Genomic DNA, 12,927 nt, shown 5'->3' with positions numbered 1-12,927 from the left:
CCTCCCAAGGATATACCCCGCAGTAAATGATCCCTGGTGTGGAGTGGGGAGGTGCTGTCGGCGGGGGTTGTCTGAGTTCTCCATTAGACTGCGTGGCATGAGTGGTGACATGAGTGATTCTTCCGTGCGCGTAGCTTTCCTGGGGCCCGAGGGCACCTTCACCGAACAGGCGCTGAAGCAGTTTAAGCAGCTTGGCGCCCTACCGGAGGAGGCCGCTGAGATCCCCGTGGCCTCCCCTCGAGTAGCGCTGGACATGGTGCGTGACGGAGAAGCCGATTTTGCGTGTGTGGCACTGGAAAGCTCTGTCGACGGCCCGGTTTCGCAGACTGAGGATGCGCTGACTTACGGCAAGCCACTGCAGATCTTCCAGGAGGTACTGGTGCCGGTGGTGTTTTCCATCCTGGTGCGCCCCGGCACCCAGCTGAAGGACATCAAGACGCTGACCACCCACCCCGTCGCCGAGGCACAGGTGCGCAATTGGGTGGCGGAGAACTTGCCGGAGGTTTCCTTTGTGCCGGCCTCCAGCAACGGCGCGGCTGCGGCGGCGGTAAAGGCGGGGCAGGCGGATGCTGCCGCAGCCCCGGCGCGCGCGGGCGAGATCCACGAGCTGGATGCCGTGGCCGAAGGCGTGGCCGATGTAGCAGGCGCCCAGACCCGGTTCATCCTGGTCGGAAACCCCGGCAAACCCACTGACCGCACCGGACACGACCGCAGTGGCATGATCCTCTGGCTGCCGAACGTGCCCTCCAGCTTGCTGGATGCCATCGCCGAGCTGTCCACCCGCCAGGTGGACATGGCACGCATTGGCTCCCGCCCCCGCCGCACCGGCGACAAGGGCGAGGGTGCGGCGAACGGCAATTACGTCTTCCACATCGGCATCGTTGGCCATATCGAAGATGCCGCCGTGGCCGAAGCCCTGGCCGGACTCTACCGCCGTGCCGAGTCGGTGCGCTTCTTGGGCAGCTGGCCATCTGCGGAGCCCCTGCAGGCTACCGAGGCCTCCGCCGTCCATCAGCTGCATCGCCATGCGGGCAGTGCCCCGCCCAACTACGCTGAATCCAGTAGGTGGATCGAGGAACTTAAACGTGGCGGAAAGGGCGTTTAGCCAATGGTGCAGGCACAATCGACAAGGCTTTTCCTAGTCAGGCATGGCCAGACGACCTCCAACGCTATCCACGCCCTGGATACTGCCCTGCCTGGCGCCAACCTCACCGACCTGGGCTGGCAGCAGGCCGCCGAGGCCGGCCAGTGGCTTAGCGAGCGCACTCAGCGGTTGAAGATCGCCTCCTCCTTCGCCGCCCGCGCGCAGCAGACCGCCGTGGGCGTGGCCGGCGCCTTCGGGGGAGAGATCGTTTCTGCGGGATTTTCTCGCGGGGAGTCTTTGGACGACGCCACTGCGTCTGACCGCGCCACCGACCACATCCACGCAGCACTGCAGCGCCTACCACGGGTTTCCGAGATTCCGGCCGGGCAGTATGAGATGAAGAACGACGAGGATGCGCACGAGGCGTACCACTCCATCCTGGGTGCCTGGATGCTCGGCCGCGTGGACAAGGTGGTGCCGGGCGGCTTATCCGGCGCGGAGGTGCTGCGCGAATACCTGGCTACATTGTTGGTGGCCTTGGCGGACAACGAGGCCACCAATCAAGCGGCAGCCGACGGCGGGGCTGCGCCCACCGATGTTGCACTGGTCAGCCACGGCGCCGTAATTCGCCTGGTCGCCCGCTTCTTGGGCGGCGTGGATCCCGAGTGGGCCTTCATGCACTACCTGGCCAATGGCAACGTCATCACCCTCCGTGTGCCAGACAACATTGCCGAGTTAGCTAACGTTGCGGCGGGCCTGCCGGGGCGCACCAAGATAAGACAGCAACAGACAATCCCGCGACACAGTCCGGTGTGCTCGACAGTCTAGAGGGATCCTTCGAGATCCTCGGGTGGGGAGCGGCAACGCTTTAGCCCCGGCCGAAACCGCGGGTTGTGCTAACCCCAGCCAAGCTCGTGCAGGCGGTCATCGTCGATGCCGAAGTGGTGGCCAAGCTCGTGGATGACCGTGATGGCTACCTGCTCGATGAGCTCGTCCTCGGAATCGCACACATCCTCCAGGGCGTGGCGGTAGATAGTGATCTTGTCAGGCAGAGCCGAGGTGTACTCGGAGGTGCGTTCGGTGAGCGCGATGCCCTCGTACAGCCCCAGGATGTGCGGGCTAACCGGGTTGTAGTCCTCGGTGACGATGGCGACGTTGCTGACGTTATCCAGCAGCTCGCGGGGGATGCGCCGAAGACCCAGATCAACGAGCTCTTCGAAGCGCTCGGGGGAAACATCGATGGCCATGGAACTATCGCCTACTGCTGGTCTTTATGGTGCCGCTGCTGGGGCCGGTGCTGTTGTTGCGTCGGGGGCGGCCTCCGGGGCGGGGCTGGCGTTCTCGCTCGAGCGTGCCTCCCTGCGCAACGGGTTGCGCTTTGGCGGGGTCTTCGGGGGATTGCCGTCGATTGTGAAGTCATGCCGGACGTCGCCGTTGAGCGTGGCGAAGCCACCACCGGGGCGGCCGAACGTCAGCGCACAGTTCACGATGCGCGAACCCGCGTCCCAAGATTGGCGCTTCAGGGTGTTCCAGAACGGAGTGAGCGTGGAGTTGTACAAGGCATCGTCGCCTCCCAGGTAGTCCTGTGCTGCCTTTGTGCAGACCTTGTTCAGGAACTCGTTCTGTTTCTCCGGGTTTGGCCATTCCCCGGGGAACTGCTCGCCGAGGTTCACCACGGAGGTCACCTGCCAGGCGTGCTTTTCCTCGCACGGAACCTCATTGGTCAGGTTGCCATCGACACGCACGCAGCGATCCTTCTCGAAGAATCGCGACTGATCCTGTTTCGCCGCAAAGCCAGTGGTTTCGGTAGTGCGACCAGTTGCATCCGGCACCATCACGCCGCATAGCATTGTGCGGTCACCGTCGTTCCAGGCCGACTGCGGCGGCAGGATCGGGGAGATCGAGTAGCGCCCCTCCGGGTCGAGCCGGCCCTTGAGGTACTGCATCGTCGGACCGTTGCACAGCTCGTTGGTTAGTTCTTCTTGACGCTTCAGGTCCGGCTGCTTCGCGGTGGGGCCAAACTCGCTGGTGGGGTACTGGCCGAGATCTTCTCGGGAGCTGACCTCGAAGCGGTGCGGCTGCTCGCAGTCCACGGTGGCGAAGTTGGAGTTCACACCGTCTGCGCCAGGCTTCCAGTTCACGCAGTCGCCGTAATTGGCCTGGGTAAAAGTAGTGTTCTCGACGTGTTGCCCCTGCTTTTCGTCGGTGGTGGGAACCAGCGGGGAGCTGCCCTCGGGGGCGACGAAAGCGAACGCGGCGGCGCTGACACCGCCACAGAGGGCGGAGAACAGCGCGACGGTGATGCTGCGCGCTCTGCGGTGGGTCTTCGCTTCGCTGGTGGTCATGGGACTCGCTTAAAGATCTGCTTGAGGGGATGCTTGAGGTTCGACTGCACGTTGAGGCTATTAACCGTGAGGCCAGTCTAGTAGGGGTTGCGCCATAGGGGGAACTGGGCAGACAACAGCGCGGGCGAACCGGCTAAGCTAAGCACCATGATTGATCTGAAGCTTCTGCGCGATAACCCCGACGTAGCCCGTGAATCCCAGCGCACTCGTGGGGAGGATCCAGCGCTGATCGACCAGCTGCTGGAAGCCGACTCGAAGCGCCGCGAGGCCATTAGTGCGGCCGACGCGGCTCGTGCGGAGCAGAAGGCTTTCTCCAAGGAGATGGGGCAGAAGATGCGCTCTGCCTCCGACGAGGAGAAGCAGGAGCTGCGCGAGCAGGGCAAGCAGAAGGCGGAATCCGTCAAGAAGCTGGAAGAGGCACAGGCCAACGCGGAGCAGGCCGTTAACGACCTGCAGATGCAGATTTCTAACATCGTGGAAGAAGGCGCCCCGGCTGGCGGCGAGGAAGACTTCGTTACCCTCGACGTGGTGGGTGAGCCACCACAGTTCGACTTCGAGCCGAAGGACCACCTGGAGCTGGGCGAATCCCTCGGGTTGATCGACATGAAGCGCGGCACCAAGGTCTCTGGCGCCCGCTTCTACTTCCTCACGGGCGACGGTGCCTTACTGCAGCTGGGCATGTTGCAGCTGGCAGCCCAGAAGGCCGTGGAGCACGGCTTTAAGTTGATGATCCCGCCGGTGCTGGTGCGCCCCGAGGTGATGTCCGGCACCGGCTTCCTGGGTGCCCACGCCGACGAGATTTACCGCCTGGAAGAAGACGATATGTACCTGGTCGGCACCTCCGAGGTCGCCCTGGCCGGCTACCACTCCGAGGAGATCATCGACTTGTCCGATGGCCCGCTGCGTTACGCCGGTTGGTCTTCCTGCTTCCGTCGTGAGGCTGGCTCCTACGGCAAGGACACGCGTGGCATTATCCGCGTGCACCAGTTCGACAAGGTCGAAATGTTCGTTTACTGCAAGCCGGAGGAGGCTACGGAGATTCACCAGCAGCTGCTGGCCATGGAGCGTGAGATGCTGGCCGCTATCGAGGTTCCGTACCGCGTGATCGATGTCGCCGGTGGCGATCTCGGCTCCTCGGCTGCTCGCAAGTACGACACGGAGGCGTGGGTGCCCACCCAGGAGACCTACCGCGAGCTGACCAGTACCTCCAACTGCACTACTTTCCAGGCTCGCCGTCTAAAGACCCGCTACCGCGATGCCGACGGCAAGGCGCAGACTGCGGCCACCCTGAACGGCACGCTGGCAACAACCCGCTGGTTGGTGGCTATTTTGGAGAACCACCAGCAGGCCGATGGTTCTGTGGTGGTGCCGAAGGCTCTGCGTCCTTTCGTTGGTAAAGATATTCTGAAACCCAGCAAATAGCTCAGCGAATCCGGCGCCTAAAGCGCCGACTCGGCCCAGTGTGCGACCCCGCACGCTGGTTGAGCCACAGTTTCCAAGAACCCAGGAGAGGTAACCGCCACCCATGTCGTTGCTCGATAGCTTCAGCTTTCCCGATGGCTACCAGCCAGTAACCACCGGCCACAAAGAGGCCAAGGAATTCCCCTATGGCTTTCCGACCATCGGCATTGCCAAGCTGTGGTTCCGCATTATGCAGAACCTGGACTGCGCGGTCTACGGTGCGGAAAATATTCCCGCCGACGGCCCGGCCATGATCGCCGTCAACCACACGGGCTACTGGGACTTCACCTACGGCGGTATTCCGGCGCACGTGCGCGGTGGCCGCCTGGTGCGCTTCATGGCGAAGAAGGAGATCTTCGACGTCAAGGGCGTGGGCGCACTGATGAGCTCTTATCACCACATTCCAGTAGACCGGGCCGATGGCCAAGGCTCAGTCGACCAGGCCATTAAGCAGCTGCGCGCCGGCGATTTGGTGGGTATCTTCCCGGAGGCCACAATTTCTCGTTCCTTCGAGATCAAGGAGTTCCGCCAGGGTGCAGCCCGCATTGCCCACGCAGCTGACGTGCCCCTGATCCCCTTGACGATCTGGGGCTCACAGCGCGTGTGGACTAAGGGGCGCAAGCCGATCTGGAAGCCCAAGAAGACTGAGCTGGTGATTACCGTCGGCAAGCCGATCGAAGTCACCGATGATGCGGAGGCCACCACCGAACGCCTGCACCAGGCCATGGTCGAGCAGCTGGATCTTACCCGCCAGCGCTGGGAGGAGCGCTTCGGCCCTATGCCGAAGGGTGAGTACTGGGTGCCGGCGGCTCTAGGTGGCACTGCCCCGACGCTGGAGGAAGCAACCGTCCAGGATCGCGCAGATGCTGCGGCGCGCAAGGAGAAGCGCGACAAGGACAAGGCGGAAGCCGAGCTGCGCGTTGCCACCGAGGCTCGCGAGCGCGAAGAAGCCACCGGCATCAACAAGCTGCTGGTGCCGCTGCGCCAGCGCTTTAACCACTTGCGCAAAAAGTAGGCCCGAGCGATGCAGGATTCCCCGTTGCTGGTTGTCAGCGACGTCGACGGCACCCTGCTCAACAGCAGGGAGCGAGTTTCGCAACGCATGCGTCGCGCGGTGAACTCGATGCTGCACCAGGGCACTGTGTTTACCCTCGCGACCGGCCGCCCGCCGCGCTGGCTCATGCCCGTCTTCGAGCAGCTGCCCGTGCGCCCCGTCTGCGCCTGCGCCAACGGTGCTGTTATTTATGACGCCGACCGGGACCGGATCTTGCACGCCGCAACCCTCGCGCCCGCCCTGGTGAGGGCACTTATCGATCAGCTCGCCGAGGCCGTCCCCGGTGTGGGATTCGCCGTGGAGCGCGCCGGGACCAGCGCCTTCGATCGCGCCGACGAGCTCTTTTCCGTCTCTCCCGGCTATGACCACGCCTGGGACTCCACCGAACACGCCGTGCAATCCCTCGACGAGCTTGCCGCCACGCCCGTGGTGAAGCTGCTGGTGCGGGACCCCAACCGAACCTCGGCCGAGCTCTATGCCGCGGTGCGGCCTTTTATTGACGCCACCCAGGCGAAAGCCACCTACAGCTATGAAGGGGGCTTGGTAGAGGTCGCGGCGGCGGGGATCTCCAAGCGCTCCGCGTTGGAATGGATCGCCGAGCAGGTCGGTGTGGATGCCGCACAGACCATTGCTTTCGGGGACATGCCGAACGACACAGAAATGCTCTCATGGGCCGGCCACGGGGTGGCCATGGGCAATGCCGAGGAGTCCTTGAAGGACATCGCCGACGAAGTCACCCTGACTAACGATGAGGACGGTGTGGCCGCCGTACTTGAGCGGTGGTTCTAGCTCCATGTCGAAGCTGAGCGAAAATGTTCGTCGGAAAGTTTCCGAACTGCAGGTACATCACGAGGGGCTGAAGAAGAAAAGCTATGGCTTCCTCGTAGCCCCCCTCACCCTGTTCGTCGGCTGGCTGTTTGTCGTCGTCGGCATCCTTATCATCCCCACGCCCGGGCCGGGTTGGTTTATGCTCTTCTTCGGCATCGGCGTGCTCTCCTTCGAACTGACCTGGCCCAACCGGCTGCTGGACTATGGACTGCGGACCTACGACAGCGCCGAGGAGTATTGGAAGCGCCAAGGGGCTGGAATGAAGACCCTTATCGGCGTGCTTTTTCTGCTCGGCTGCGCCGTGGTGTTCAGCGGCATTTTTTGGGTCATGTGGAACACCGGAATGCTCGGCTTCGCGGAAGCCTGGCTGGCGGACTGGGTGGATAAGCTCCCGGACTGGGCCGGATTTGAAGACCGCTAGCCTGAGGCGCTTCACTCAGCGGCACACCGAGGTGGCGTCATGCCCAAAAAACAGTGAGCCCGCGCGGTAACCTGGCAGGCATGACAGAGCAGACACACAGTGGACAAAACTACGACCTCATCGTTGTCGGCAGCGGCTTCTTCGGCCTGACCGTGGCCGAGCGCGCGGCAACCCAGGCCGGCAAGAACGTGCTGGTGGTGGAGAAGCGCGCCCACATCGGCGGCAACGCGTACTCCGAAGCAGAGCCGGAGACGGGCATTGAGATCCACAAGTACGGTGCGCACCTGTTCCACACCTCCAACAAGCGCGTGTGGGATTACGTCAATCAATTCACCGATTTCACCGACTACCAGCACCGCGTGTTTGCCATGCACAAGGGCACGGCCTACCAGTTCCCAATGGGGCTGGGTCTGATTAACCAGTTCTTCGGCAAGTACTACAGCCCGGACGAGGCACGGCAGCTGATTAAGGACCAGACCGACGGGCTGGATCCAGCGGAGGCGAAGAACCTGGAGGAAAAGGGAATCTCCCTGATCGGCCGCCCGCTGTACGAAGCCTTTGTGCGCGATTACACCGCCAAGCAGTGGCAGACCGACCCGAAGGAGCTGCCGGCCTCTAACATCTCCCGCCTGCCGGTGCGCTACACCTTCAACAACCGCTACTTCAACGACACCTACGAAGGACTGCCGGTGGAGGGCTACACCGCGTGGCTGGAGAACATGGCGGCCGATGAGAAGATCGAGGTGCGCCTGGATACTGACTGGTTCGAGATCCACGACGAGGTTCGTGCGGCCAACCCAGATGCGCCGGTTGTCTACACCGGCCCGCTGGATCGCTACTTCGACTACGCCGAAGGCCACCTGGGCTGGCGCACCCTCGACTTCGAGACCGAGGTGCTAAATACCGGCGACTTCCAGGGCACCCCGGTGATGAACTACAACGATGCCGAGTTCCCGTACACCCGCATCCACGAGTTCCGTCACTTCCACCCGGAGCGGGGCGACAAGTACCCGAAGGACAAGACGGTCATCATGAAGGAGTTCTCCCGCTTCGCGGAGGACAATGATGAGCCGTACTATCCGATCAACACCCCGGAGGACCGCGAAAAGCTGGAGGCCTACCGCAAGCTGGCCGCGGAGGAAGCAGCACAGAACAAGGTGCTGTTCGGTGGGCGCCTGGGCACCTACCAGTACCTGGACATGCACATGGCCATCGGCGCGGCACTGTCGATGTACGACAACAAGCTGGCACCGTACTTCAACGATGGTCAGGCGATCGAGCAGGAGCGCGGGCACTAGGGGCCGGTTTGGGGGTTACTCCGGCCAGATGGAGAACTGCTCCATTGCATCGGTTGCGTGGTGGGAGCGCAAATACTCGCGCATATATGGCAGCTCGTAATCGACGAACCCGTGGGCTGTTGGACGGATCATCTCTGCATCAATGAGGCGTTTGCGGTAGTTTCCTGCGTACTGCGCATCTACGCCCATTCGAGTCGCGATGTCCGACATGCGAGAGGGGCCATCGTCGGTCGACATTGCGATGAGAAAAGTCCGGTCGACCTCAGAGAGATCCGCAATCGAAGGCTCGTGCACGAGCTGTCCGAGCTTTCTCCGGGCGGCACCAACTCCGCGAGATACTGCTTCTTCGTCGATCGCGTTGCCGGTGTAGTTACGGAAAGCGTGTTGCCCAACTAGCTGAATCATGAAGGGGTAGCCACCGGTCGCCTTGGTTGCGTTGTCGAGTGCTTGAAGGGTCCACGAGACCCCGACTTGTTCGGTGGTCTTTTTAAGCGCTGTGCGTACTTCTTCAATCGGCACCATTCCGGTTTCAATTTTGTTTGCGCGACGCAAGAAGGTCACAGGGTTACGACCTTCGTCAGCGGCAAGAAGTGGTTTCACAGCACCAGGAATGCCAGCCATCGCAATCGCAATCTCCCGGTCTTCGCGGACGAGATGTTGAATGGTTGTCCCGAACTCAACGATTTCGTCCATGTGGGCGTAGTGCAGCTCGTCCAGGGTGATAAGTAGGCCGACTGGTTCTTGGTTGAGTCGGGTGTCGAGCTCAGCCTGTCGGTCGAAAAGCTCTTCGAGTACCGATCTCAACGTCGGTGTGGGTGAATAGGAGGGAATAGCTTCGGTCTCGAAGCCGAGGTAAGAGAGATTGATGCCGGACAGGCGACGCTTGGGCTCGTTGGAAAGATCTTGAAGGAGGTTGAAGGCACGGTCACGAATGCGGTCGTTGAAACCACGAGTCGTGGTTTCGGAGATGACGTGCCATGAGTGCGTCTTCGCGACCGCTTCGAATTCATTTAACAAAACAGTCTTGCCGATACCCCTAGGGCCGGTAATGATGGAGATACGTTCATGGCTTCCGGGGCCATCCTGGATAGCGGCATCGAAATCGTGGAGGTATTCATCGCGTCCTGCGAGAACCAGTGGTGTCTTCCCAACTGTTGCGGTGAAGGGGTTCTTGGGTCGGGATGAAGTGGACAGCATCGTGCCTCCTTACTATCTCTTACTATCTTTACTATTTTTACTATTTTTACTATTTCGTCGCTAGATCGCGGTTCCTTCATTCAAAGGAAGCTGCACTAATAGTTCACGAGTGTCGCACTAGAAGAACCAATCCGGGACAGCTCAGCAAGAGCTATCGCCGCGGCGAGTGAGCAAATTCCTCGCCCTGCCAGTGGCGCCGGTCCTCCTGGTTCTCATTGGGTCGATTGGCACCCAAACCGCGGCGGTACTGGTCACAGACGTGCTCTCTACGGTCGGCGCGCCAGGCGTATCGGGGCTGCGTATGACGGCCGCGGCCATCATCATGGTGGTCATCTTCCGCCCGAAGCTGTCTGGCATGACGCGCACCCGCGCCCTCAACATCGTCATTTATGGCGTGGCCATGGGCATGATGAACATGATGGTGTACGCAGCAATCGCCCGCTTGCCCCAGGGGGTTGCCGTGACCATCGACTTCCTTGGCCTCTGCATTGTGGCCTTCCTGGGGCTACAAATGTGGCGCTCCCGCCTATGGGCCATCGCCGCATTCGTCGGTGTTGCCCTGATCGCGCAACCCTCCAATGACCTGGACGTTGTCGGTGTTGGATACGTTGCTATCGGCGCGGCTTTCTTCGGTACCTACACGCTCTTTTCAACCCGGATAGGCAGTACCGAGGGCGGTGGCATGCCCGACCTGGCGCGATCCTGGGATGGGCTTTTTCTGGAGACCAGCTCACCCGGTTCATGGTGACGGGTATCGTCCTGATCGCGACAGCCGGCGCGGTTATTACCTGGCGTGGAGCCCAGGAATCTCGGGGTCTGACGCCGCCCCTTTATGTACAGAACTGAAACAAAGTCATTCTGCCTCCGCAGGATCTGTTCACAGCTTCACCAATGTGAAACAGCGCAGGCTTCTGCCGGGGGGTCTGTCATTCTTGCACTGAATGGGAAGCGGAGCATAACACCTAGCTTCCCACCTAACATCCCACAGTGTTATGTTAGGTGTGAAGTTATCAGCTGCTTAGCGTGCGCTCCGCGGCTAAGAGCCCAACTGGGGCTGTGTCGCGCATGCCGTTGCGTCCGGCTTTCATGGATAATCGGATATATTCCAATGTCTTTAATGCCTATGCGGAGGTTTGTGTTCAGCATATGAACGCTCAGCCAGTGAAAGCCAATACCAACGATGGGTTCGACGCCACCCGCTTGGCGCGTATCCTGCTGCCCAAGCGCGGCGAGCCCCGCAACGTGCGCTCGCTGTACATCGTGGAGAACGAGGCCACCACCCCCGGCCGTGTCAACGCCGTGTCCCGCACCGAGGCGATCCTGCCCGCGGGTAGCGAGATCTCCTTCGAGACATACTTCAACGCCTTTCCCGCCTCCTACTGGCGCCGCTGGTCCCAGCTGGACGAAGTGAAGCTGCGTATCGAGATCACCGGCGAAGCCCACGTAGAGTTGTACCGCTCCAAGTACGACGGATCCCGCATCGGTATTGAAAGCTCCAAGATCGAGACCGACGAGAATGGCCACGGTATCGCCGAGTTCACCATCTCCCTGGCTCCGTTCGAGGACGGTGGCTGGATCTGGTTCGATCTGACCTGCGAGAAGGAAACCCGTCTTCACTCCGCGGGCTGGTACGCCACCATTGAGGCTGGCGAGCAGACTTTCGAAGGAGAGACCCTCCCTGCCGCTGAACCGAGCGTCACCATCGGCATCCCGACTTTTAACCGCCCAACCGACGCGGTGGCCGCGCTGCACGCGCTGGCCTCTGACGCAGAGGTGGACGGCCGCATCGAGGCCATCATCATGCCCGACCAGGGTGACAAGCACCCGGCCGACGAGCCGAACTTCGAGGAGGTCGCAGAACACTTCGGTGACCGACTGCGCATCGTCAGCCAGGGCAACCTCGGCGGCTCCGGCGGCTACTCCCGCATCATGTACGAGGCTCGCCACCCGGAACGTGGCACTTCCAGCCCGTACATCCTGTACATGGACGACGACATCGCCATCGAGCCCGACAGTGTGCTGCGCGCCCTGGCGGCTGCCCGCTACGCGAAGTCCCCGATGCTGATCGGCGGCCAGATGCTGGACCTTCAAGAGCGCAGCTACCTGCACAGCATGGGCGAGGTCGTCCACCGCGACGTGTTTATGTGGGGCGGGGCACCGCACACCCACTACACCCACGATTTCTATCGCCACCCGCTACGCGACCTGGGCGACGGCGCTGCCCACAATGCGGCAGGCCAACCCATCGCCCCGGTAGCCCCGGATGTGATCCACAAGGGCTACGGCACCCCGAACAACGCGGAGAACTCCAAGGATCTGCACCGCCGCATCGACGTCGATTACAACGGCTGGTGGATGTGCCTGATCCCGCGCTTTGTTGCCGATCGCATCGGTCAGCCCCTGCCGCTGTTTATCAAGTGGGATGACGCCGAATATGGTCTGCGTGCAAAGGACGCTGGCTTCCCCACGGCCTCCTGGCCGGGCATTGCCATCTGGCACATGGCCTGGGCAAACAAGGACGATGCCATCGACTGGCAGGCCTACTTCCACATCCGCAACCGCCTGATCGTGGCAGCTATGCAGCTGGAGGGCTCCCCGCGTGGCCTGCTGCTGTCGCTGGGCAAGGCTGCCGCCAAGCACCTGCTGTGCCTGGAGTACTCCACCGTCGCCCTGCACATCGAGGCGATGAAGGACTTCCTGGCTGGCCCGGACCAGCTGTTCGACGTCCTGGATGCCTCTCTGCCACGCATCGCGAAGCTGCGCAAGAACTACTCCGACGCAGTCGTAGTCCCGTCGGCCACCGACCTGCCCGCAGCGACGGGCGGGCCGGCGGACCTTACACGCATTCCGCTGAGCAAGAAGGCCAAGATCGTCACGCTCGCCAAGGGCCTGCTGAACAACGCCAAGCCTGCCGACGCCCGGCACCACCACGCCCCGCAGGTGAACCTCCCGCCCGTCGAGGCTCGTTGGTTCAGCCTTTCCCGCTTGGATGGCGCCACAGTGACCACCGCCGATGGCAAGGGTGTGTTCTTCCGCAAGCGCGACCGTGGCCAGATGCTGGCCCTGGCAAAGGAATACGCCCGCCTCGAGAAGAAGATCTTCGAGCAATTCGACGAGATGCGTTCCGCTTACCGTGCGGCCCACCCGTACCTGACGAGCCAGGAAGGCTGGGCGCAGATCTTCGAGCCCGAGCGCGCTGCCGAGTTCGCCGCCGACCAGTCCGCTAACAAGTAAGGACA

The 12,927-nt window shown here is 62.0% G+C and carries 12 protein-coding genes; 9 read left to right on the top strand and 3 right to left on the bottom strand.

Translation table 11 applies throughout. From position 1 onward, the window contains the following. Positions 1-97 precede the first annotated feature (97 nt). Both pheA and ACKFRT_RS07905 read left to right on the top strand, forming a co-directional pair. The gene (gene pheA / locus ACKFRT_RS07910; RefSeq protein WP_408924921.1) at positions 98-1,105 is read left to right on the top strand and encodes a prephenate dehydratase; all 1,008 of its coding nucleotides are present in this window, start codon (positions 98-100) and stop codon (positions 1,103-1,105) included. 3 nt (positions 1,106-1,108) lie between these two features. Continuing rightward, positions 1,109-1,912 (top strand): histidine phosphatase family protein, encoded by an 804-nt coding sequence (locus ACKFRT_RS07905; RefSeq protein WP_408924920.1) that lies wholly within the window; start codon positions 1,109-1,111, stop codon positions 1,910-1,912. Between the two features lie 68 nt (positions 1,913-1,980). Here the strand turns inward: ACKFRT_RS07905 and ACKFRT_RS07900 are convergent, their stop codons facing one another. Further along, positions 1,981-2,331, bottom strand: coding sequence for a metallopeptidase family protein (locus ACKFRT_RS07900; protein WP_296214916.1), 351 nt, complete (start codon positions 2,329-2,331; stop codon positions 1,981-1,983). Between the two features lie 24 nt (positions 2,332-2,355). Further along, positions 2,356-3,429 (bottom strand): septum formation family protein, encoded by a 1,074-nt coding sequence (locus tag ACKFRT_RS07895; protein WP_408924919.1) that lies wholly within the window; start codon positions 3,427-3,429, stop codon positions 2,356-2,358. 147 nt (positions 3,430-3,576) lie between these two features. Here ACKFRT_RS07895 and serS point away from each other — a divergent pair, with 147 nt between their 5' ends. The 5 genes from serS to glf all read left to right on the top strand — a co-directional run bounded on the left by serS (position 3,577) and on the right by glf (position 8,491). Further along, positions 3,577-4,851, top strand: coding sequence for a serine--tRNA ligase (gene serS / locus ACKFRT_RS07890; RefSeq protein ID WP_408924918.1), 1,275 nt, complete (start codon positions 3,577-3,579; stop codon positions 4,849-4,851). A gap of 103 nt (positions 4,852-4,954) precedes the next feature. After that, positions 4,955-5,905 carry a lysophospholipid acyltransferase family protein gene (locus tag ACKFRT_RS07885; RefSeq protein ID WP_408924917.1) on the top strand — a complete coding sequence of 317 codons (951 nt, stop codon included), beginning with the start codon at positions 4,955-4,957 and terminating at the stop codon, positions 5,903-5,905. Between the two features lie 9 nt (positions 5,906-5,914). Next, positions 5,915-6,733 carry an HAD family hydrolase gene (locus ACKFRT_RS07880; RefSeq protein ID WP_408924916.1) on the top strand — a complete coding sequence of 273 codons (819 nt, stop codon included), beginning with the start codon at positions 5,915-5,917 and terminating at the stop codon, positions 6,731-6,733. Positions 6,734-6,737: 4 nt separating this feature from the next. Next, the gene (locus ACKFRT_RS07875) at positions 6,738-7,193 is read left to right on the top strand and encodes a TIGR02611 family protein (RefSeq protein ID WP_408924915.1); all 456 of its coding nucleotides are present in this window, start codon (positions 6,738-6,740) and stop codon (positions 7,191-7,193) included. 80 nt (positions 7,194-7,273) lie between these two features. Then, the gene (glf, locus tag ACKFRT_RS07870; protein WP_408924914.1) at positions 7,274-8,491 is read left to right on the top strand and encodes a UDP-galactopyranose mutase; all 1,218 of its coding nucleotides are present in this window, start codon (positions 7,274-7,276) and stop codon (positions 8,489-8,491) included. A 15-nt stretch (positions 8,492-8,506) separates the two neighbouring features. On the opposite strand, the gene ACKFRT_RS07865 is transcribed toward glf, so the two are convergent. Further along, a complete protein-coding gene (locus ACKFRT_RS07865; RefSeq protein ID WP_296214891.1) occupies positions 8,507-9,688 on the bottom strand; it encodes an AAA family ATPase in 1,182 nt (393 codons plus the stop codon). A 166-nt stretch (positions 9,689-9,854) separates the two neighbouring features. On the opposite strand from ACKFRT_RS07865, the gene ACKFRT_RS07860 reads away from it, so the two are divergent. Both ACKFRT_RS07860 and ACKFRT_RS07855 read left to right on the top strand, forming a co-directional pair. Further along, on the top strand, positions 9,855-10,436 hold the full coding sequence (locus ACKFRT_RS07860) for an EamA family transporter (protein ID WP_408924913.1): 582 nt from the start codon (positions 9,855-9,857) through the stop codon (positions 10,434-10,436). A 398-nt stretch (positions 10,437-10,834) separates the two neighbouring features. Then, positions 10,835-12,922 carry a glycosyltransferase gene (locus ACKFRT_RS07855; protein WP_408924912.1) on the top strand — a complete coding sequence of 696 codons (2,088 nt, stop codon included), beginning with the start codon at positions 10,835-10,837 and terminating at the stop codon, positions 12,920-12,922. Positions 12,923-12,927: the final 5 nt, after the last annotated feature.

Origin of the sequence: Corynebacterium jamesii (genome assembly GCF_046097395.1) — a bacterium.
Taxonomy (GTDB): Bacteria; Actinomycetota; Actinomycetes; order Mycobacteriales; family Mycobacteriaceae; genus Corynebacterium.
This window is presented reverse-complemented; position numbering and strand designations above follow the sequence as displayed.

Bases quoted from the DNA above. Each gene is read 5' to 3' on its own strand.
- pheA (WP_408924921.1), top strand. From the start codon at position 98: ATGAGTGGTGACATGAGTGATTCTTCCGTGCGCGTAGCTTTCCTGGGG.
- ACKFRT_RS07905 (WP_408924920.1), top strand. From the start codon at position 1,109: ATGGTGCAGGCACAATCGACAAGGCTTTTCCTAGTCAGGCATGGCCAG.
- ACKFRT_RS07900 (WP_296214916.1), bottom strand. From the start codon at position 2,331: ATGGCCATCGATGTTTCCCCCGAGCGCTTCGAAGAGCTCGTTGATCTG.
- ACKFRT_RS07895 (WP_408924919.1), bottom strand. From the start codon at position 3,429: ATGACCACCAGCGAAGCGAAGACCCACCGCAGAGCGCGCAGCATCACC.
- serS (WP_408924918.1), top strand. From the start codon at position 3,577: ATGATTGATCTGAAGCTTCTGCGCGATAACCCCGACGTAGCCCGTGAA.
- ACKFRT_RS07885 (WP_408924917.1), top strand. From the start codon at position 4,955: ATGTCGTTGCTCGATAGCTTCAGCTTTCCCGATGGCTACCAGCCAGTA.
- ACKFRT_RS07880 (WP_408924916.1), top strand. From the start codon at position 5,915: ATGCAGGATTCCCCGTTGCTGGTTGTCAGCGACGTCGACGGCACCCTG.
- ACKFRT_RS07875 (WP_408924915.1), top strand. From the start codon at position 6,738: ATGTCGAAGCTGAGCGAAAATGTTCGTCGGAAAGTTTCCGAACTGCAG.
- glf (WP_408924914.1), top strand. From the start codon at position 7,274: ATGACAGAGCAGACACACAGTGGACAAAACTACGACCTCATCGTTGTC.
- ACKFRT_RS07865 (WP_296214891.1), bottom strand. From the start codon at position 9,688: ATGCTGTCCACTTCATCCCGACCCAAGAACCCCTTCACCGCAACAGTT.
- ACKFRT_RS07855 (WP_408924912.1), top strand. From the start codon at position 10,835: ATGAACGCTCAGCCAGTGAAAGCCAATACCAACGATGGGTTCGACGCC.